The sequence below is a fragment of the Abyssibacter profundi genome, assembly GCF_003151135.1.
In the GTDB taxonomy this organism is placed as follows: domain Bacteria; phylum Pseudomonadota; class Gammaproteobacteria; order Nevskiales; family OUC007; genus Abyssibacter; species Abyssibacter profundi.
The window spans coordinates 26099-44634 of record NZ_QEQK01000001.1 but is presented as its reverse complement, the minus strand read 5'-3'; the positions used below and the strand labels follow the sequence as shown (position 1 = coordinate 44634).

General features: G+C 64.2%; 21 protein-coding genes. 8 read left to right on the top strand and 13 right to left on the bottom strand.

Annotation, left to right across the window (positions count from 1 at the left end; genetic code table 11):
• Nucleotides 1-7 precede the first annotated feature (7 nt).
• The 7 genes from DEH80_RS00245 to metG form a co-directional block, all read right to left on the bottom strand.
• Nucleotides 8-685 (bottom strand): electron transport complex subunit E, encoded by a 678-nt coding sequence (locus DEH80_RS00245; RefSeq protein WP_109718463.1) that lies wholly within the window; start codon nucleotides 683-685, stop codon nucleotides 8-10.
• On the bottom strand, nucleotides 682-1329 hold the full coding sequence (rsxG, locus tag DEH80_RS00240; RefSeq protein ID WP_207774350.1) for an electron transport complex subunit RsxG: 648 nt from the start codon (nucleotides 1327-1329) through the stop codon (nucleotides 682-684). The genes DEH80_RS00245 and rsxG overlap by 4 nt, the downstream gene beginning before the upstream one ends.
• Nucleotides 1326-2315 (bottom strand): RnfABCDGE type electron transport complex subunit D, encoded by a 990-nt coding sequence (locus DEH80_RS00235; protein ID WP_109718462.1) that lies wholly within the window; start codon nucleotides 2313-2315, stop codon nucleotides 1326-1328. The genes rsxG and DEH80_RS00235 overlap by 4 nt, the downstream gene beginning before the upstream one ends.
• On the bottom strand, nucleotides 2312-4024 hold the full coding sequence (rsxC, locus tag DEH80_RS00230; RefSeq protein ID WP_109718461.1) for an electron transport complex subunit RsxC: 1713 nt from the start codon (nucleotides 4022-4024) through the stop codon (nucleotides 2312-2314). The genes DEH80_RS00235 and rsxC overlap by 4 nt, the downstream gene beginning before the upstream one ends.
• Nucleotides 4021-4569, bottom strand: coding sequence for an electron transport complex subunit RsxB (rsxB, locus tag DEH80_RS00225; protein WP_109718460.1), 549 nt, complete (start codon nucleotides 4567-4569; stop codon nucleotides 4021-4023). The genes rsxC and rsxB overlap by 4 nt, the downstream gene beginning before the upstream one ends.
• Before the next feature lie 3 nt (nucleotides 4570-4572).
• A complete protein-coding gene (gene rsxA / locus DEH80_RS00220; protein ID WP_109718459.1) occupies nucleotides 4573-5148 on the bottom strand; it encodes an electron transport complex subunit RsxA in 576 nt (191 codons plus the stop codon).
• A gap of 68 nt (nucleotides 5149-5216) precedes the next feature.
• Nucleotides 5217-7226, bottom strand: a complete 2010-nt coding sequence (gene metG, locus DEH80_RS00215) for a methionine--tRNA ligase (RefSeq protein WP_109718458.1) — start codon at nucleotides 7224-7226, stop codon at nucleotides 5217-5219.
• Nucleotides 7227-7628: 402 nt separating this feature from the next.
• Here metG and DEH80_RS00210 point away from each other — a divergent pair, with 402 nt between their 5' ends.
• The 4 genes from DEH80_RS00210 (at nucleotide 7629) to DEH80_RS00195 (ending at nucleotide 9618) form a co-directional block, all read left to right on the top strand.
• Nucleotides 7629-8117, top strand: a complete 489-nt coding sequence (locus tag DEH80_RS00210) for a glycine zipper 2TM domain-containing protein (RefSeq protein ID WP_109718457.1) — start codon at nucleotides 7629-7631, stop codon at nucleotides 8115-8117.
• Between the two features lie 72 nt (nucleotides 8118-8189).
• Nucleotides 8190-8504, top strand: a complete 315-nt coding sequence (locus tag DEH80_RS00205; RefSeq protein WP_207774348.1) for an Lpp/OprI family alanine-zipper lipoprotein — start codon at nucleotides 8190-8192, stop codon at nucleotides 8502-8504.
• 76 nt (nucleotides 8505-8580) lie between these two features.
• Nucleotides 8581-9117 (top strand): hypothetical protein, encoded by a 537-nt coding sequence (locus tag DEH80_RS00200; protein WP_109718456.1) that lies wholly within the window; start codon nucleotides 8581-8583, stop codon nucleotides 9115-9117.
• 3 nt (nucleotides 9118-9120) lie between these two features.
• The gene (locus DEH80_RS00195; RefSeq protein WP_109718455.1) at nucleotides 9121-9618 is read left to right on the top strand and encodes a hypothetical protein; all 498 of its coding nucleotides are present in this window, start codon (nucleotides 9121-9123) and stop codon (nucleotides 9616-9618) included.
• A gap of 126 nt (nucleotides 9619-9744) precedes the next feature.
• Here DEH80_RS00195 and DEH80_RS00190 read toward each other — a convergent pair whose 3' ends face one another.
• The 4 genes from DEH80_RS00190 to DEH80_RS00175 are packed head-to-tail and all read right to left on the bottom strand — an operon-like array spanning nucleotide 9745 to nucleotide 13990.
• Complete coding sequence (locus DEH80_RS00190; RefSeq protein ID WP_109718454.1) at nucleotides 9745-10713, bottom strand: L,D-transpeptidase family protein; 969 nt, start codon at nucleotides 10711-10713, stop codon at nucleotides 9745-9747.
• Nucleotides 10710-12032, bottom strand: coding sequence for a sigma 54-interacting transcriptional regulator (locus tag DEH80_RS00185; RefSeq protein ID WP_109718453.1), 1323 nt, complete (start codon nucleotides 12030-12032; stop codon nucleotides 10710-10712). Before DEH80_RS00185 ends, DEH80_RS00190 begins: the two co-directional genes overlap by 4 nt.
• Nucleotides 12033-12575, bottom strand: coding sequence for a hypothetical protein (locus tag DEH80_RS00180; RefSeq protein WP_133249058.1), 543 nt, complete (start codon nucleotides 12573-12575; stop codon nucleotides 12033-12035).
• Nucleotides 12572-13990, bottom strand: coding sequence for a HAMP domain-containing sensor histidine kinase (locus DEH80_RS00175; RefSeq protein ID WP_109718451.1), 1419 nt, complete (start codon nucleotides 13988-13990; stop codon nucleotides 12572-12574). The genes DEH80_RS00180 and DEH80_RS00175 overlap by 4 nt, the downstream gene beginning before the upstream one ends.
• A 107-nt stretch (nucleotides 13991-14097) precedes the next feature.
• Here DEH80_RS00175 and apbC point away from each other — a divergent pair, with 107 nt between their 5' ends.
• The 3 genes from apbC to DEH80_RS17255 all read left to right on the top strand — a co-directional run bounded on the left by apbC (nucleotide 14098) and on the right by DEH80_RS17255 (nucleotide 16081).
• Nucleotides 14098-15252 carry an iron-sulfur cluster carrier protein ApbC gene (gene apbC / locus DEH80_RS00170; protein ID WP_109718450.1) on the top strand — a complete coding sequence of 385 codons (1155 nt, stop codon included), beginning with the start codon at nucleotides 14098-14100 and terminating at the stop codon, nucleotides 15250-15252.
• Nucleotides 15253-15316: 64 nt separating this feature from the next.
• Entirely contained in the window at nucleotides 15317-15883 is a 567-nt protein-coding gene (dcd, locus tag DEH80_RS00165) for a dCTP deaminase (RefSeq protein ID WP_109718449.1), read from the top strand.
• Between the two features lie 54 nt (nucleotides 15884-15937).
• Complete coding sequence (locus DEH80_RS17255; RefSeq protein WP_165831190.1) at nucleotides 15938-16081, top strand: hypothetical protein; 144 nt, start codon at nucleotides 15938-15940, stop codon at nucleotides 16079-16081.
• Here DEH80_RS17255 and DEH80_RS00160 read toward each other — a convergent pair.
• The gene (locus DEH80_RS00160) at nucleotides 16063-16605 is read right to left on the bottom strand and encodes a GNAT family N-acetyltransferase (protein ID WP_109718448.1); all 543 of its coding nucleotides are present in this window, start codon (nucleotides 16603-16605) and stop codon (nucleotides 16063-16065) included. The two genes, DEH80_RS17255 and DEH80_RS00160, sit on opposite strands and share 19 nt — an antisense overlap.
• Nucleotides 16602-17954 carry a hypothetical protein gene (locus DEH80_RS00155; RefSeq protein ID WP_109718447.1) on the bottom strand — a complete coding sequence of 451 codons (1353 nt, stop codon included), beginning with the start codon at nucleotides 17952-17954 and terminating at the stop codon, nucleotides 16602-16604. The genes DEH80_RS00160 and DEH80_RS00155 overlap by 4 nt, the downstream gene beginning before the upstream one ends.
• Nucleotides 17955-18088: 134 nt before the next feature.
• Here DEH80_RS00155 and DEH80_RS00150 point away from each other — a divergent pair, with 134 nt between their 5' ends.
• Nucleotides 18089-18532: a winged helix-turn-helix transcriptional regulator gene (locus DEH80_RS00150; RefSeq protein WP_109718446.1), complete on the top strand. Its 444-nt coding sequence runs from the start codon at nucleotides 18089-18091 to the stop codon at nucleotides 18530-18532.
• The last annotated feature ends 4 nt before the right edge of the window (nucleotides 18533-18536 follow it).

Genomic DNA, 18536 nt, shown 5'->3' with positions numbered 1-18536 from the left:
TCGGGAATCAGGCCGGGTCGGCCAGGCTGGCCGATGCGGCTGGGGCCGGGCGTTGCTGCCGTCGCTCGAACGCATTTTTTGCGGCAATGAGCAGGGCGAGGCCGATAAAGGCGCCCGGAGGCAGTACGGCCAGCAGAAAGCCGCGGAAGTCCGGGATGATGGTCAATGTCCAGCCGGCGGCAATGGGGCCAAACAACAGGTCGGCATCGGCCAGCAGCGTTCCCCGGCCAAGCAACTCGCGCAGGGCGCCCAGGGCGACCAGGGCCAGCGCGAAGCCCAGCCCCATCATGAACCCGTCCAACGCCGCATGACCCACCGGGTTGCGCGAGGCAAAGGCCTCGGCGCGCCCGATGATGGCGCAGTTGGTCACGATGAGCGGGATGAAGATCCCCAGCACGGTGTACAGCTCGTGTAGCCATGCGTTCATGGCCAGTTCCACCGTGGTCACGAAGGCGGCGATGACCAGAACAAAGACCGGGATCCGGATTTCGTCGCGAACGACGTTACGAATGGCCGACACCGCCACATTCGACGCGGTTAGCACCAGCAGCGTTGCCAGGCCAAGCCCGAGCGCGTTGATCACCGAATTGCTCACGGCTAGTAGCGGGCAAAGGCCCAGCAGCTGAACCAGGCCTGGATTATTGCTCCACAACCCGTTGCGGACGATATCGCTGTGCGTGCTCATGGTGTCTCGGCTGGCGGCGCCAGCAGTGTTTCTCGATGCGTGTCGAAGAATACCAGCGCCCGTCTGACCGCCTTGACCACCGCGCGCGGGGTGATCGTGGCCCCGGCAAACTGGTCGAACTGGCCACCGTCCTTGCGCACGGCCCACCGGCTCGGGGCTGGGTTTTCAAGCGACAGTCCGCCGAACTGCAGGATCCAGTCGCTGCGACGGGTTTCGATGGCATCGCCGAGTCCTGGTGTCTCGCGGTGATTGAGTACCCGCACTCCGGTGAGCGTGCCCTCGGCACTAATGCCGACCAACAGGCGGATGTCGCCGCTGTATCCATCCGGTGCGACGACCGGGAATAGCACCGCCACCGGTTCGAGCCCGCGTCGTGCCCGGTAGGCGGTGAGAACTTCGTCGGTGCCCAGGAGCTCGGGGTCATGGATGGTCATGACATCGTCCAGCAGCGCGTTGGTGTAGCGGTCTGCCGGGACGACTTCGTTCAGTGTGCTGCGCAGTGAGGCCCGTTGCTGTTCAACAATGCGCTCACGGGTCAGGGCTTCGGTGCCGGCCACGAGCACGCCTCCGATCACGGCGAACAGTGCCAGCAGGCCGGCACTGCCCAACATCTGGCGTCGCAGGTTGTTGCTGGCTTCACTCATGGTCGGCCGTAGACCCTGGGCTGGGTATGGGCATCCAGTAGCGGTACGGTCAGATTCATCAGCAATACGGCGAAGGCCATGCCATCGGGATAGCCGCCCCAGGTCCGGATGACATAGACCAGCAGGCCGATGCCGACGCCGAAGATCAGCTTGCCGCGCGGAGTCGTGGCGCCGGAGACCGGGTCGGTGGCGATGAAGAATGCCCCCAGCATGGCCGCGCCACTGGTCCAGTGGAACAGCGGGGACGCGAAGCGGTCGGCATCCAGCAACCAGGGCAGCAAAGCCATCAGGCCGAGTCCTGCGAGGACCGCGGCTGGAATGCGCCAGCTGATGTCCCGGCGCCAGCAAAGCCACAACCCGCCCGCGAGAAACGCGAGATTAATCCAGAGCCAGCCCGTGCGGCCCGGCAGTCCGGCCAGTGCCTCATCGACCAGCAGGTCCTGGGAGAGCCCGCTGCGCAGCGCATCCAGTGGCGTGGCGCCGGTTAGCCCGTCCAGCTGCTCGGCGCCCAGGCCCAGCCACTGGGCCTGCAAGGTGGTCCCGGCGGCCACGGCCTGCTGGCTCCAGTAGGTTAGCTCGGTCGGGAAGGAGATCAGCACCACCACGTAGCCAACCATGGCCGGGTTGAACGGGTTCTGCCCCAGCCCGCCGTATAGCTGCTTGCCCAGTACGATGGCCAGGGCGCTGCCTGTCGCGGTCAGCCACCAGGGGGCCAGGGGGGGGAGAGCCAGGGCGAAGAGCACGGCGGTGAGCACGGCTGTCCAGTCGAGCAGGAAGCGCTGGACCGGACGTCGGCGCAGACGCAGCATGGCGGCTTCGGTCGCCAATGCCGCTGCCACTGCGATCAGCAGGTTACTGATCACGCCGATACCAAAGCAGATCACCATGGCAGCGATGCCGGGTAATAACGCCATCAGGACCCGGCGCATCAGCCCCCCGACCGTGGGGCGCACCGGCAGGTGCGGCGAGCTCAGCGTGGTGTTCACGTCGCGTCTCCGGAAGGCGATTCACGCCGGTCGGTCCCTGGCCCGTTGTCCGACGGGCCAGGCGAGTCTGGCTGGCTGGTCTTCGGGCCAGCTTCAGGTGGCAGGTCCGGCTTGGTTGCGGCCGGCTTGGCCGCCGCAGCCGGAGCGCCTCCCGTCTTGTCACGCGACTTGGCCTTTGCCCGCGCGATCGCAGCGGCGACCGGATCGTCCGTTGCTGCTGTCTCACCGCCTGCGGCTTGCGCGGCTGCGGCCTTCTTTTCGGCTTTGGCGCGCAGCGCGGCCTTCTTGGCCTCGCGGGCGGCTTTTTTCTCGGCTTCTTCTCGCTCGAGTCGTGCCTGGCGGGCCTCGTGGCGCTGACGTGCGACATCCGCCTTACGCTGGGCGCGTTCTTCTGCCCAGATCTCGGTCTTGGCGTGGCGGTAGTACTGCACCAGCGGGATCTGGCTGGGGCAGACCTGGGCGCAGCAGCCACACTCGATACAGTCGAACAGCTTGTAGTCCTGCGTTTTGTCGAATTCCTGCGCCCGGGCATGCCAATACAGCTGCTGTGGCAGCAGGCCGGCGGGGCAGGCGTCAGCACAGGCGCCGCAGCGTATGCAGGGCATGGCGGGCGTGTCGGGGCGCAGGTCCTGCGGGCGCAGGGCCAGGATGCAGTTCGTGGCCTTGACCACCGGCACGTCCGCTCCGGAGAGCGCAAATCCCATCATCGGTCCGCCCATGATGAGACGCACATCGGGATCAACCAGTCCACCGGCCTGGGCGAGCAGTTCACGGACCGGGGTGCCGATACGTACCCGCAAATTGCAGGGATTGGCGATGCCGGGCCCGGTCACCGTGACCACGCGGTGGGTTAATGCACGTCCCAGCGTCACCGCCTCCCAGACCGCGACGGCCGTGCCGGGGTTGTGGCAGACGATTCCGATATCCAGCGGTAACCCGTGACTGGGAATCTCGCGGCCGGTGAGGGTCTGGATGAGCTGCTTTTCGCCGCCTTGCGGGTAGCGAGTGGGCACGGTGACCACGGTGACTCGCTCGTCGCCTCGTCGGCTGACGGCATCGATCAGTGCATCGATGGCGTCGGGCTTGTTGTCTTCAACGCCGATTAGGCAACGCTGGGCATCCAGCGCATGCAGCATGATTTGCACGCCATTGAGGATGTCGTCCGCGCGTTCGCGCATCAGGGCCTGATCGCAGGAAATGTAAGGCTCGCACTCGGCGCCATTGATGACCAGCGTGTCGACGACACTCGACCCGGGGTTGAGCTTGATAAAGCTGGGGAATGCCGCGCCACCCAAGCCCACCACGCCCGCCTGACGAATACGATTGCGCAGTGCGGTGGCATCCATCGCCAACCCGTCGGCGGGTGTGTCGGGTTGCTGCGTGTCCTGCCCGTCTGGCTCGATCACGACGCAGGGCGCAGACAGCCCAGACGGATGGGGGACCGGGCGGGGCTCAATAGCCACGACCGTGCCGGAGGTCGCCGCATGAACCGGGGTGGACACATAGCCCTCGGCAGCGGCCAGCGGCTGGCCACCCAGGACGTGCTCTCCGATGCTCACCAGACATTTGGCCGGCTGGCCGATGTGCTGGGATAGGGGCACCACGAGCTGCTGCGGCAGCGCCGCGTCCTGAATGGGGGCGGACAGCTTGTGGTAGTCCAGCGCCAGTCCGCCGGGAAACCGGAACTGGGCCTGCGCGTGCACGCTCATGCTGCCGTGTCCTGTTGCGGCGTCGGCCAGCGCCAGGTCGTGATGTCATCGCGTACCGGCAGCATGTCGATGCAGTCGACCGGGCAGGGCGGGACACAAAGATCGCAGCCGGTGCATTCCTCGGCAATCACCGTATGCATTTGCTGGCGGGCTCCGACGATGGCGTCGACCGGACAGGCCTGGATACAAAGCGTGCAGCCGATGCATTCGTCCTCGCGGATGAATGCCACGGTGGGCAGCGCCTTCGCTTCGCCGTTGTCCGGATTCAGGGGCTTGGGTTCGCGGCCCAACAGCTCCGCGAGCTTGATGACGCCATCCTCGCCGCCAGGGGGGCACTGGTTGATGTCGGCCTCGCCATCAGCGATCGCCTGCGCATAGGGGCGGCAGCCCGGGTAGTTGCATTGCCCACACTGGGTTTGCGGCAGGATGCGGTCGATCTGGTCGACCAGCGGATCGCCTTCGACCTTAAAGCGCACCGCCGCGAAGCCCAGCACCAGCCCGAAGGCTGCCGCCAGCGCCGTCAGCGCGAGAATGGCGCCCAGCATCGCCTACACCAGCCCCGTGAAACCCATGAACGCCAGCGACATGATGCCGGCGGTGACCAGGCCAATGGGGGCGCCCTTGAAGGCCTCGGGGACATCTGCCACGGCCAGTCGTTCGCGGATTGAGGAGAACAGAATCATGACCACGGAGAATCCGGCCGCTGCGCCAAATCCATACAGTGCCGATTCGATGAACCCGTTGGCTTGCCGAACATTCAGCAGTGCCACGCCGAGCACCGCACAGTTGGTGGTGATGAGCGGCAGGTAAATGCCCAGGACTTCGTACAGCAGGGGGCTGGACTTGCGCACGACCATCTCGGTGAACTGCACGACCGCCGCGATGACCAGAATGAAACTAATGGTGCGCAGATAGCCCAGTCCCAGCGGATCGAGCAGGTAGGTTTCGACCAGGTACGCGCTAATGGCCGAGAGCGTCAGCACAAACGTGGTGGCGCCGGCCATGCCGATCGAGGCCGACAACTTGTTGGACACGCCCATGAACGGGCACAGGCCAAGGAACTGGACCAACACGAAGTTGTTGACCAATACGGTGCCAACCAGGATGAGCAGATAGTCATGCATGGGGCGCTGGACTCTTAATGCGGTACGCGGCCTGGAGTGCCGGCCCTTCGGGCCAGCCTTCCACGAGGCTACTTCACCCGGGAGCCGGGTGTCGCACCTGAATCAGGGCTGATCACGTAAATGCCCTGATCATTGCCCGCTGCGATGACCATGCCTTCGGACACGCCGAAACGCATCTTGCGTGGTGCCAGGTTGGCGACCACCACGACCAGCTTGTCCTTGAGCTGCTCTGGCTCGTAGGCCGACTTGATACCGGCAAAGACATTGCGGGTGCCCAGTTCCCCGACATCCAGCGTCAATTGCAGCAGCTTGTCGGCGCCCTCGACCGGTTGCACGTCGGCCACGCGTGCCACGCGCAGATCCACCTTCATGAAGTCGTCGATGCCGATCACGTCGTCCTGCGTCGGGGCGGCTTTGGCGGGTGTTTTCGCGGCGGCTGCCATCTCCTTGGCGGCGTCTTGCATGGCGGTGACCTGTTTTTCCTCGATGCGTGTCATCAGGGGCTTGAACTTATTGATGGACTGGCCGTGCAGCGGCTGACCCAAGGCCGACCACTGCAGGGGCGATAGATTAAGAAAAGCCTCGACCTTGGCTGCCATTGTCGGCAGTACGGGCTTGAGGTAAACCGTGAGATCACGGAATGCCGTCAATGCCGTGGTGCACACCCGCTGCAGATCGGCGCCGCGTTCTGGGTCTTTGGCGATGACCCAGGGCTGCTGCTCGGCGATATAGGCGTTGACCGCATCGGCCGCCGCCATGGCCAACCGCGTGGCCTTGGCGAAATTGCGTGCGTCGTAGGCCGCTGCAATGTCGTCTGCGACGGCCGTTACCCGCTCCAGCACGGCCTGGTCGACCGCATCGCCCAGCACCCCGCCGAAACGCTTGGTGATGAAATTCGCCGTCCGGCTCGCAATGTTGACGTACTTGCCCACCAGGTCGGCATTGACGATCTGCATGAAGTCCTGCAGGCCCAGGTCCATGTCTTCAATGGAGCCGGTAATCCGCGAGGCGTAGAAATAGCGCAACGGTTCGGCGGGCAGGTGGTCCAGCCAGGTGCGGGCCGTGATGAACGTGCCGCGCGACTTGGACATCTTCTCCCCGTTCAGGGTGATCATGCCGTGCGCGAACACGCCGGTTGGCGAGCGAAAGCCGGCGGCCTCCAGCATGGCCGGCCAGAACAGGGCATGAAAGTAGATAATGTCCTTGCCGATGAAATGATAGACCTCGGCCTCTGAGTCCTTGGACCAGATGGCGTCAAAGTCAATCTCCGGATCGCGCGCGGCCAGGTGCTTCAGACTGGCCATATACCCCACCGGGGCGTCCACCCAGACATAGAAATACTTGCCTGGCGCGCCTGGAATCTCGAAGCCGAAGTAGGGTGCGTCTCGGGAGATATCCCAGTCTTTCAGCCCGGCCTTGAACCACTCAGCCAGTTTGGGTGCCACGGAATCCTGCACCACGCCGGAGTCCAGGAACTCGCGCAGATAGGTCTCCATGGTCGGCAGCCGGAAAAAGAAGTGCTCCGAGGATTTCTGTACTGGGGTCTCGCCGGAGACCACCGACACCGGGTCAATCAGATCCGTCGGCCGGTAGGTTGCACCACAGGCCTCGCAGTTGTCCCCGTACTGATCTGGCGTCTTGCAGCTGGGGCAGGTTCCCTTGATGAAGCGATCGGGCAGGAACATGCCGCGCTTGGCGTCATAGGCCTGCTCCACGTCACGTGCATCAATAAGCCCGGCGTCCTGAAGCCGGTTGAAGATCAGCGCCGCCAGTTCCGCATTCTCGTCGGAATGGGTGGAGTGGTAGTTGTCGTACTCCACGCCGAAGTCGACGAAATCACGCAGGTGTTCGTTCTTGAATCGACCGATCAGCTCTTCCGGTGTGATGCCCTCGGCCTCTGCCTTAAGCATGATCCCCGAGCCATGGGCGTCGTCCGCGCAGCAATAAATGACGCGGTGCCCCGCCATTCGCTGATAGCGCACCCAGGTATCACTTTGGACGTGTTCCACCATGTGGCCGAGATGAATCGGTCCATTGGCGTAGGGCAGTGCGCTGGTGACGAACAGAGTGCGGGACATGGCCCAGAAATCTCCGGATCAAAGGGCGGCGGATTATGCCACAGCCCCTCTGCGCCTCTGCGGGGGAAGCGCGGAGCGTGCATGCCTGAGTTGAACCCCGGCCGCTGCATGTCGATGCTGACGTCAGTCTGATGTTGTCGCTGATCCGATACATCGTAAGCTTTTGTTTTATATGTAAAAAATAGGCAAGGAAAATCCGTTTGTCGTCAGCGAGCGACGGAATATGGGTCTTGGCGAGGCTTCTTTGGCGGGCGTGCTGGCTTAGTGCAGCGCAAGTTGCTGTTTATTAAGAACAAAAATCAGATGGCATGACCCTGGCAAAAGAACTGGCATGCGGCGCGATTGCACCTGCCTGACGCGGGTTCCGCGACGCACTCAGTTCATCGAAAGCAAGGGAAAACCATGAATCAGTCAAAGAACGGGACAGCTTTGAATCGTTGGATTGCAGCAGGGGCCGTTGCCGCCTGCGCGGCCAGCCTCCAGGCCTGTGGCGATGTGGTGGGAACCGATTCAGCCGAGGCAGACGATGCGACGACCCAGGTGGCCGCGGCGCAAGCCTGTGAACGCTGCGGGACGATCACCGCCATCACGCCCGTCGAGGTCGAAGGCGAAGCCTCCGGCGCTGGAGCGGTGGCCGGCGCCATCATCGGTGGCGTGGTTGGTCATCAGTTCGGTAGCGGTTCAGGTAACGACGCCGCAACGGCTGCCGGTGCCGTCGGCGGGGCTGTAGCCGGCAACGAAGTCGAGAAAAACCGCAACGGCAGCACGATCTACAAAGTGACCATCGACATGGAAAGCGGTGGAACACAGACCGTGAATCTCGCATCTGCGACCGGCTTCAGCGTGGGCGACGACGTTCGCGTGTCCGGCGATCAACTGGTCCACATCTAACAACCGTCGCCATGCGCGTCGGTGTGGACCGGCGACGTATCGCGGCCAAGCATTTCAATCAGGAGTAAGACAGTGAAGGGAACAACGATGAAAAAGTTCGCCATGTTCGGGGCGGCCTGCCTGCTGGCCATTGGTGCCTCGGGGTGCGTGACGACGGGTGATTTGGAAGAGGTGCGTGCCATGGCTGAGCAAGCGGCGCAGGACGCGGCCGCGGCACAGCAATCGGCCAATGCCGCTGAGCGCAAGGCCACGGCCGCGCAATCGACGGCATCTGAAGCCAACGCTCGGGCCACACGTGCAGAAGAGGCGGCCAACGCAGCCGAACAGTGCTGTAAGGCCAACACCGAGCGCATGAACCGCATGTTCGAAAAGTCCATGCAGAAATAAGACCGATGGTTGCCCCGGCCGGCACGGCTCGGCCGGGGGTTTTCGGCACAAAGCTCACGAGACAAGGAAGCGACGAATGACAACTAAGGGATTCGCCAAACTGGCCGGTATCGCGGCACTCGGCTGCTCGGCCACCGCAATGGCACATAACTACACGTATATCGATGCGCTGTATCTGAACACCGACCCCGATTTCGGTGAGGACTATGACGGTTTCGGTATTGGCGGGGCCGCCGCAGTGAGTCCGGATTTGCACCTGTTCGGTCAGATTTCGGATCAGGACGAGTTGGAACGGCTCACCGCTGGGCTTGCGTTGAATCACAATCTGCAACCGGGACTGGATCTGGTCGCAGGTGCTTCGTTCGAATCGGTGGAAATCGGCAACAGCGATGACACCGGGATTGGGCTGCGTGCAGATCTGCGCTGGCTGGTCCCCGACACTCGCCTGGAACTCTCGCCAGGGCTGCGCTATGTCGATCTCTACGATGACGGCGATACGGCACTACGTGTGGCCGGACGATACGGCCTGACACCCGCCGTAAAACTACAGGCAGCCATGGAATTTGCCGACGATGCGGACACCGTGTCGGCCGGGGCTCGCTTCGAGTTCTGATTGATGGCTGTTCGCAAGCAATCCATGGCCCAGGCAGCAGACGCCGAGTTGCGCGAGGGCGCAGGCCGAGCGGCTGAGCACGCATGGCGCCGCGGTGCGACGCGGCACTCGCCAGCGCAGCGCCAGCAGCTCCGTGCGGCGATTCGTGCAGCGCGCCGGGAGCATCTTCGGCGTTCGCTAGAGGCCTTGGTTCAGGTGTTCGTCTGGGTGAGTTGCGCGCTGTTGCTCACATCCGTGGTCATCCACGCGCTGCATCCGGATGAGGTCGGCGGCCTGTTGGAATGGGTGACGCTGGCCGCAGAGCCGCTGGCTCGCCCCTTCGATGGCCTACTGCCTCGTGTCGAGGTGTTGGGTGCCCGCATCTGGACCGACTTATTGCTTGCGGCGCTCGTCATCTGGCTGGTTGGGCGTGGCGCCATTAGCGCGCTTCGCCTGCTGCTAGGTGAACAATCATCCGACCCTTGGTCGGCCAGCCGTCCTTTCGACGGGTCTCGGTCCTGAAGGGTCTAACCGTGTTTCGTCCTCGTGTCCATATGCCACTCCCCCCCTCCCCGCAAGCCGGCGAGTTTTAGCACTCGCAGGTTTTGGATGCCTGGACGAATCAAGGCGGCCTTCGGGCCGCCTTTCTTATGCGGGGTCGTCCGCTGACTCTGTGTGAGTGGTGGGTGCGTGCGGCGCGGGTGCCAGCTGTTCAGGGTGGGCCAGCAGCGGAACGATTTCCGGCATGCCCACGGCCGAGGCGGCGATCTCGCGAACCCGGTCCAGGTCGACCACGGCGCCCGGCCGCTCCTCCAGCGCCACCGCCAGTGCGGCGTCCAGTGGTTCCAGCGACTGCTGGTCCGGTGCGCCGGGCACCCAGGCTGCGTGCGCTTCCAGCCATAAGGTCTCGCCGATCCAGCGGAACTTGAATGGCTGATTGACCAGGTCCACGCGGGTGTCGACGGTGACGTTGTCGTACAACCAGGCAATGTCGGCCGGGTACATGCGGATACAACCATGTGTGACCTGCATGCCGATGCCGGCGGGTCGGTTGGTGCCGTGGATGAGATAACCCGGCAATGCCAGTCGCAGGGCATGCTGGCCCAGCGGGTTATCCGGTCCCGCCGGTACGACATCGGGCAGGGTTTCTCCGCGCGCCTGCGCCTCTTCGCGGATGGACTGCGGCGGGGTCCAGGTCGGATCCTTGATGCGCTGGGTGATCTGTGTCGTTCCCAGCGGGGTGCGCCAGTCCTGTCGGCCGACGCTAATCGGGAAGCTGACGACCCGGCCACGCTCCGGGGTTGCCGGGTCCGCGAACAGGACATACAGGCGCATCTCGGCGACGTTGATCAGAATCCGGGTCTCGCCCGCGTCCGGGTCGGGCTCCAGCCAACGGGGGAGCAGATGCTGGGCCGGCAGGATAACGGTCCGACCTTCGCCGGGCAGCCAGGGGTCGATGCCCGGATTGGCCTGGCGGATCTCGGTAAACCCGACGCGGTACCGCCGAGCCATGTCGATAATGGTGTCCTCGGCGGTGACGATGCGCTCCACTGGCTGCCCGATGCTGGGCGGAAACCCCACGGCCGCTGCGCCGAGCAGCCACGCCGCAGCGATCATTCCTTGAAGTCGCCCGGATCGACGTCGTGTCGGGCCAGCAATTTGTAGAACTCGGTGCGATTACGCTCAGCCATGCGTGCAGCCTGGGAGACGTTGCCACCGGCGATCTTGAGCAACTTGACCAGATAGTCACGCACGAATTCGTCCCGGGCTTCGGCCAGCGGTGTGATGCGATGGGCTGCCTGCCCCAGCGCCCGGCGAACGAGCTCGGCATCGATGACACGCCCGGGCGCCAGCGCAACGCAACGCTCCAGCACGTTGGAGAGCTGGCGGATGTTGCCGGGCCAGTCGGCCCCGACCAGCCACTCCAGTGCCTCCGGTGCAAGCACCTTGCGGCGGGTATTGCGTGTCAGTTTGACCAGCAGGTGGTCCGCCAGTAGAGGAATGTCTTCGCGCCGCTCGTCCAGTGGTGGCAGGTGCAGCGTGACGACATTGAGTCTGTACAGCAGGTCCTCCCTGAACCGGCCATCGGCGATCGCCTGGTTGAGGTCCTGATGTGTGGCCGACAGTACGCGGACATCCACATCGATGGATCGCGCGCTGCCGACCGGGCGAATCTGCCGTTCCTGGAGCACGCGCAGCAGCTTGACCTGCAGCTCCATGGGCATGTCGCCGATTTCGTCCAGAAACACGGTGCCGCCCTCAGCGGACTGGAACAGCCCGGTGTGATCACGGGTGGCGCCGGTGAACGACCCCTTGGTGTGACCGAACAACTCGGATTCCAGCAGGTCGGCCGGAATCGCGCCGCAGTTGATGGCGATAAAGGGCTTCTTGCAACGCGAGCTGGCGTTGTGGATGGCTTGGGCCAGGACTTCTTTCCCGGTCCCGCTGGCGCCTTGGATGAGCACGCTGGAATCGGTGGCGGCGACACGCCGGGCATCATCCAGCACCTGGGTCATGACCGGGCTGGCGGTGATGATGTCTTCGGCCCAGTCCTGGTCTCCATCCCCTGTGGATTGGGCCACGGCACTGCGGACCCGATCGATTAGCTCGGCGTGGTCCACGGGCTTGGTCAGAAAGTCGTAGGCGCCGGATTGTGTGGCCTCGACCGCGTCGGGGATGGTGCCGTGCGCCGTGAGCAAAATGACCGGTAGCCCCGGGTAGTGCTCGCGCAGATTCTCCAGCAAACCCATGCCGTCCATCCCGTCCATCTTGAGGTCGGTGACCACGATGGCCGGGCGTTCGCGGCGTACGCTGGCCAGCGCGGCCTCGGCACTTTCGGCCTCTTGAACATCGAAGCCCGCCGCGCCCAGGCGCATGGACAACAGGCGACGCAGGCCGTCGTCGTCATCGACGAGCAGAATGGATGCGTCAGTCATCTAGTCGAATCCTCGGTCGGTTGAGCGCTCGATGGATGTGAGCGCGTCGATTTGATCCTGCATTTCGCGGATGGTTCGTTCACGGGTGTCGACGGTTTGCTCCAGCACCAGCAGACGCTCTTTCAGCGCGCGGTGTTGTTCCATCCAGGCGGCGAGTGTGTCGCGGCTGGAAATCAGGAAACGGCGCGTCCAGCGATCCAGTTCGGTCGGGCCATCCAACAGCTGTGCAAACTGCTGCTCAGCTGCTTCAGGGGCAAAGCCGCCATGGCCGGGGCGTGCCTGTAGCAAGGCGAGCCGAGCCTGGTCGCAGGCCCCCGCGGCGCCCATGTCGGATTGGCTCAGGCCTTCGGTGGCTGTCTGCAACTCCAGCGCTGTGTAGTCAGCGACCGTGGCCGCGAAGGCCGGGAGGCCAGGGCAGACCGTGGGCGCCGGATCCGCGGCTGCCGTTTCCGGTGTTACACCTGCGGGTCCCGCGGGCAGCAACTGGCACCCGGCCAGGACCAGGCCCATCAAGGGCATGACGAGAGTACGTGCGGCGTTCATAGTGTTTTTGGTGCCTGCAGGGTGAACAAGGCCCCGCCATTGGGGCTGGAGTCTACGTGGACAATTCCCCCATGCCTACGCATGCAGGTTGCGACCACCGCCAGCCCGATGCCACTGCCAGCCAAGGGACCATGGCCACTGCCGGAGCCCTGGACAAAGGGCTCGAAAATCGAGTCGCGCTCGGCCACGGCGACCCCAGGCCCCGCGTCTTCGACCGACAGCCACCAGGCGTCTTCGCTGTCGTCTCCACGGACGATGATCTCGCCGGCCTCTGGCGAATACTTGATGGCGTTGGAGACCAGATTGCTGATCGCGAGTTGAAGGCTGTCCACATGCCCGATAATTGTGATGTCGCGGGTTTCGTTCAGCACCTTGAGCTGGCTGGCACGTGCGGACAGGCGGTGCCCCATCAACACCTTGTCGACCAGGCCGCGTAGCCGGATGGGCTCCATCTCGGGTGTTTGGGTCGCGTCCGCCCAGGCATGGAATTTGAGCAGGTTTTCGATCAGGCGTTTGAGCTGGTCTGCGCTGACCGAGAGAATGTCCAGCACTTCGCGCTGCTGGGGCGTCGGCTCACCCGTGACCCCCTCTCGCAACAGCGCCAATCCCTCGACAAAGCTGGCCAGCGGCGTCTTCAGTTCGTGGGACATATGCTGGAGAAAGCGGTCTTTCTCCTGCTCCATCGCCAGCAGTTGCTGACGCATCCAGTCGAGCTGATGGCCGAGTTCCACCAGTTCTGCCGGGCCTTCGACTTCGACCGGCTGATCCAGGCGCCCCCGGCCCATGCGGCGGATGGCCAGCGAAAACTGGCGGATCGGCCGAACCGTTAAGTACGTGAAAATGATGGCCAGCGCGATGGACGCAGGGATGAGTGCCACCGTCGGCAACGCCAGCTGCCGGCGCGCCCGGTCTGCCTGCTGGTTGACCGCCCGGACCTCCTGGTCGACGTAGGTGTTGATCTCCTGAATCACTTCGCGACGGTGCAGGTCCAGGTTGCCGATGTCGGCCAGCGCCGGTTTGGCGTCCGGCAAGCCGCCTTCCAGGCGCTGGGGCAACGACAACACGGTCTGGCGGATGGCCAGCAAGGGCGTCATCGGAACCGCATCCGGGAACAGGCCTAGCGCATCCAGGGTGGTTTCGACCGTGTCGACCCGATTCTCCACCACGGTCAAGCCCTCGGGATCTTGCAGGATGGCGTACTGGCGTGCCGCTCGATCCAATGAACTGATCTGGTCCCCCAGGGCCGCGCCCAGGTCGACCAGCGAGGCCGTGTCGGCGACCAGGCGTTGGGATTGCCGGGTGAGTTCGCCCACCGATCGATAGGCGACGGGAATGGAGATCATCAGTGGCATCGCCACCAGCAGGTAACCGGTGGCGACCAGCGTCAGCATCGATCGCGGGCGAAAGCGAATCATGTCCGGTGATGGCTCGGATCAGGTGGGGTGATGCGCTGATTGTTTGTTCGGGTGACCATCCTTGGCATGCGCAGGAGTCTACCTGACCGTGTGCGGGAATCATCGCGATGCGGGCCAGCATCGGCGGTCGCGGTGATACACTCGCGCGCCCCTGTCCCCACCTCGGGGCGCTGGCTGGAGCACGCACGATTTCCACTTCGACTGATGCATTGCGCGCCGCACTTGCGGATGAACTGATTCCCTATCTGGACACCGACTGGGTCTCCGCCGGTGCCATCCGTAAGCTCGAGGACCGACGCGTCGAACTGGTCCTGGGCTTTTATCTGGGCGACGAGCAGGCTGGCCTGCTCGAGCGATTACGAGCCCGTTGCGCCCAGGCCACCGGGCATCCGGTCGCGGTGTCGCTGGACATCGAAATCGGCGTGCACGCCGTTCAGCAGAATCTGCGTCCTCTACCGAATATCCGGAATATTCTGGCCGTGGCCTCCGGCAAAGGCGGCGTGGGCAAGTCCACGGTGTCGGCCAATCTGGCGCTGGCCTTGCAGCAGGACGGAGCCCGCGTCGGTTTGCTGGATGCGGATATCTACGGGCCCAGCCAGCCACGGATGATGGGCACGAGTGCCCGGCCGCAGTCACCTGACGGCAAATCGATGCTGCCGGTGCCGGCGCATGGTCTGGCGACCATGTCCATCGGTTATCTCATCGATGCCACGGAGCCGACGATTTGGCGCGGACCGATGGTGACGCAGGCGCTACAGCAACTGCTCACGGAGACGCGCTGGCCCGAGCTGGACTACCTGGTGATCGACTTGCCGCCCGGCACGGGCGATACCCAGCTATCGCTGGTCCAGCGCATCCCGGTGAGCGGTGCGGTCATCGTCACCACACCACAGGATATTGCGCTGCTCGATGCGCGGAAGGGCCTGGAGATGTTCCGCAAGGTGCATGTGCCGGTATTGGGCGTGGTGGAGAACATGGCCTACCACCGCTGCAACAACTGCGGTGAGGTCAGTCATATCTTCGGTCAGGGCGGCGGACGGCGCCTGGCTGAGGCCACCGGCGTGCCCGAACTGGGCCAGCTGCCATTGGATGCGGCGATTCAGTTAGCGGCGGACGGCGGCACACCGACCGTCGCGGCCGACCCGGCGTCCGAGAATGCCCAGGCGTATCATGCGATGGCCCGCCGCGCCGCTGCGGCCCTGGCCGGCCGCGTGCAGGGGCAGGGCAGCCGGTTTCCCGAAATCGAGATTGTTGACGACTAGGCCGCCCCGTGCAGGCCTTGGTTGCACCCAACGCACGTAACAACGCATTAGCAGGCACAAGCAGATGAGTATCAAGTCTGATCGCTGGATTCGACGGATGGCCGCCGAGCAGGGAATGATCGAACCGTTCGCCGACGCCCAGGTTCGGGCGGTCGACGGTCAGCGCATCGTGTCCTATGGCGTGTCCAGTTATGGCTACGACGTGCGCTGTGCCGACGAGTTCAAAATCTTCACCAATATCAACACCGCCATCGTCGATCCCAAAGCCTTCGACGAAAAAAGCTTTGTCGACTTCAAGGGCGACTGCTGCATTATTCCGCCGAATTCGTTTGCCCTGGCTCGGACCATCGAGTATTTCCGCATTCCGCGCAGTACCCTGACCATGTGTCTGGGCAAGAGCACCTATGCGCGCTGCGGGATCATCGTCAACGTGACGCCGCTAGAACCCGAGTGGGAAGGTCACGTGACGCTGGAATTCTCGAATACCACGCCGTTGCCAGCGAAGATCTACGCCAACGAGGGCGTGGCGCAGATGCTGTTCTTCGAGTCCGACGAGATCTGCGACGTCTCCTACATGGATCGCGGCGGCAAGTACCAGGGTCAGCGCGGCGTTACGCTGCCGAAGACCTGATCGCAGCGCTGGCCTCACGCCGCGGGAAGCGCGGGGCGCCGCACTAAGGATCTGGTGGCGACCGGACTGGTGGAGCGACAGCCCGCTGGTTACGCGCTGACTGATCTGGGGCGCGAGCTGCTGCAGATCTATCAGCCCTTGTCGGAGTGGGCACAGCGTTGGGTGGCCACCACCGGTGGCTATCCGCCCCCGGCCTGAATCCTCGAACCTGATCGATACCGGCCGGTGCTGTCTTCCAAGGCGCGTGGAACGGGAATTCGATAGGTGACGAAGTGGCTGCCCATGTGGTCATGCGATTCGACGGACAAGGCCAACTGCAACAGCCACGTCGAGGGCCTGCGGCTTTGATGCAGGCGGACAAGCACCGTGGCATGCCCGAACGTCATGGCCCAGGTCAGCAGCGCCTGGTAAACACGGCGGCCAACGCCCCACCAAGCGGCATCCAGCACCAGGGCCAGTTCGTAGTCGGCGCCATCCGGCTGGATGCCGCACCAGCCGGCCAGATGACCATCGACCCGCACGGCGCGAACTCGGCAGCCAGGCAACGCGTCGATGCCTTGCTTGTGACGTAGCCACCGGCGAACGGCGCTGCGGTCGAACCGGGGGTGCTCGATGAGGTGCCGGCGAACGGCCGGGCTGTTGAGGATGGGTAGCCAGGAACCCGGCGACTGACTGGTCAGGTCCGGATAGTCGATGTGCCGGTCGCATGACCGTCGGGTCATGGCAGGCGGAGCAAGTCGTGGGCACCGCGCGCCACCGGAAGCCGGTAGCCGCTGCGTTGCAATCGGTCATCGGTTACGGTCCAGAATTCGACCAAGCCTTGGTCACCGCCTCGCAAGTGGAAGATCGCCACGGCGATGGCGTCGCCGTCCGCATCGAAGACGGCATCCTCGGGCAGCAGGCCCTCGAAATGTGCCTCGTCGAGCACCTGACCCTGGCCGCGCTCGGCATCGAAGCCGATCAGCGAGAGCGAGGCGGTGTCACGCCCGGGAAACCACCGTGCCGGGATGCTGTCGGGAAGATAGGTCCGGTTCATGTTGACCGCGACCAGACGCGACCCATCCGGACTCATTGCCCAGCCCTCGGGGCTACGGCCGACCTGAATACGGTCGCTGATGCGGTGATGCCCCTGCGCGTCGAAGGCGATCGCCACGATCTGGCCTGCGTCGTTGAACAGGAAGTCTTTCGCTGACGCATTGTCCCCCCAGCCGACGTCCGCGATGACAAAGTACTGTCCTGCGGGGTGAAAGGCGCCCACGGTCAGCGTTTCGCCCACACGCACCGGTGTGCCCAATGGGCGAATCCCGGTCGGTCGACCCTGTTGGTCGTAGTCCACGGCCCAGAACTGGACCTGTCGGTCCGACACACTCGCCGCCAGGACATGGCCGTCGGGGTGCCATGCCAGCGACCGAATGCCCGGACGGGCGACATCGCCGAAGTCCACAGCGGCGGCAAAGGGATACCGCGCATCTGGTACGCCGTTGTGCACGGCCACCAGCACGATTTCTGCACCGGGCTCCTCGGAGGCGATGGCGAGATAGTGGCCATCCCGGCGAACGGCAACAGAACCCAGGTTGCGGCCCACCTTGCGGACATCCACGACGCGCGGTTGCGGGGTCAGGCTCACGGTCGTCAAGGTGCCGCCCTGGGGGAGGTCTTCGTAGACGCTGTTGGGGACGGCGGTCCAGTGCTTGGGTGGTGCGCCCCGGGTGTCGGCGACATAGGCGTAGCGGCCATCGGGTGACACGTCGACCGTTTGCGGCCATCCGACGACCGAATTGGAGGCCGGCACCGCCGCCACACGCGGGTTTTCGACCGGGGATGGGAGAGACAGCACGCTGAGCGTGTCGGTCGCTCCGGGCAGCGGGCGAAGCTGGCGGTCTCCGTAGGCCGTGGCCCACTGGTCGACATCTGAGGCCGCGATCAGGCCGCCGGCCGTAAACGGAATCTGGTCCGGCAGTGGCTGCGTCGCTGAGGCAGTGCGCGGGCGCTCTCCCGGCCAGCAACCGGTCGCGGCGAGCAGCACGGCGATGCCCGTCAGGGCGAGGAGCAGGATGAGGGATCGCGGCATGACAAGACACTCGTGCAAATGGGGTCTGATACGACGCGGTCGGCATGCCCGCATCGCTAAAAGCTTTCGAAATGAAAGGTATATCCGCAGAATTTTGCTTGTCAAGTGAAAGTTAGTTGATGCATGCTTGGTCCATGCGATTTTGTTCTCGTGATCACCGCAAGGATTCCGTGGCTCGCACGCTGGACCTGGTCGGCGACGGTTGGACCTTTCTTGTCTTGCGCGAGGCCTTTTTCGGAGTTCGTCGCTTTGATGCGTTTCAGAACACGTTGGGCATTGCGACCAACATCCTGGCGGACAGGCTGCGACGGCTGACGCGCGACGGCATCTTTGAACGCCAGCGTGACCCCGAAGATGGTCGCCGCTTCGAATACCGGCTTACGGAGCGCGGGCGCGACCTGTACTGGGTAACGCTGGCACTGATGCGCTGGGGGGATAAGTGGCTGGCCGATGAACAGGGGCCGCCACTGCAGCTGACGCATGACCGCTGCGGCAAGGATTTCACCCCGCAGACGGTGTGTTCGGCCTGCGGAGAAGAGATTGATCCGCGTGAGGTCAGCTACCGCAGTCGCCGCTAGCGCG

Bases quoted from the DNA above. Each gene is read 5' to 3' on its own strand.
- DEH80_RS00245 (WP_109718463.1), bottom strand. From the start codon at position 685: ATGAGCACGCACAGCGATATCGTCCGCAACGGGTTGTGGAGCAATAAT.
- rsxG (WP_207774350.1), bottom strand. From the start codon at position 1,329: ATGAGTGAAGCCAGCAACAACCTGCGACGCCAGATGTTGGGCAGTGCC.
- rsxC (WP_109718461.1), bottom strand. From the start codon at position 4,024: ATGAGCGTGCACGCGCAGGCCCAGTTCCGGTTTCCCGGCGGACTGGCG.
- rsxB (WP_109718460.1), bottom strand. From the start codon at position 4,569: ATGCTGGGCGCCATTCTCGCGCTGACGGCGCTGGCGGCAGCCTTCGGG.
- rsxA (WP_109718459.1), bottom strand. From the start codon at position 5,148: ATGCATGACTATCTGCTCATCCTGGTTGGCACCGTATTGGTCAACAAC.
- metG (WP_109718458.1), bottom strand. From the start codon at position 7,226: ATGTCCCGCACTCTGTTCGTCACCAGCGCACTGCCCTACGCCAATGGA.
- DEH80_RS00210 (WP_109718457.1), top strand. From the start codon at position 7,629: ATGAATCAGTCAAAGAACGGGACAGCTTTGAATCGTTGGATTGCAGCA.
- DEH80_RS00200 (WP_109718456.1), top strand. From the start codon at position 8,581: ATGACAACTAAGGGATTCGCCAAACTGGCCGGTATCGCGGCACTCGGC.
- DEH80_RS00195 (WP_109718455.1), top strand. From the start codon at position 9,121: ATGGCTGTTCGCAAGCAATCCATGGCCCAGGCAGCAGACGCCGAGTTG.
- DEH80_RS00190 (WP_109718454.1), bottom strand. From the start codon at position 10,713: ATGATCGCTGCGGCGTGGCTGCTCGGCGCAGCGGCCGTGGGGTTTCCG.
- DEH80_RS00185 (WP_109718453.1), bottom strand. From the start codon at position 12,032: ATGACTGACGCATCCATTCTGCTCGTCGATGACGACGACGGCCTGCGT.
- DEH80_RS00180 (WP_133249058.1), bottom strand. From the start codon at position 12,575: ATGAACGCCGCACGTACTCTCGTCATGCCCTTGATGGGCCTGGTCCTG.
- DEH80_RS00175 (WP_109718451.1), bottom strand. From the start codon at position 13,990: ATGATTCGCTTTCGCCCGCGATCGATGCTGACGCTGGTCGCCACCGGT.
- apbC (WP_109718450.1), top strand. From the start codon at position 14,098: ATGCGGGCCAGCATCGGCGGTCGCGGTGATACACTCGCGCGCCCCTGT.
- dcd (WP_109718449.1), top strand. From the start codon at position 15,317: ATGAGTATCAAGTCTGATCGCTGGATTCGACGGATGGCCGCCGAGCAG.
- DEH80_RS00160 (WP_109718448.1), bottom strand. From the start codon at position 16,605: ATGACCCGACGGTCATGCGACCGGCACATCGACTATCCGGACCTGACC.
- DEH80_RS00155 (WP_109718447.1), bottom strand. From the start codon at position 17,954: ATGCCGCGATCCCTCATCCTGCTCCTCGCCCTGACGGGCATCGCCGTG.
- DEH80_RS00150 (WP_109718446.1), top strand. From the start codon at position 18,089: ATGCGATTTTGTTCTCGTGATCACCGCAAGGATTCCGTGGCTCGCACG.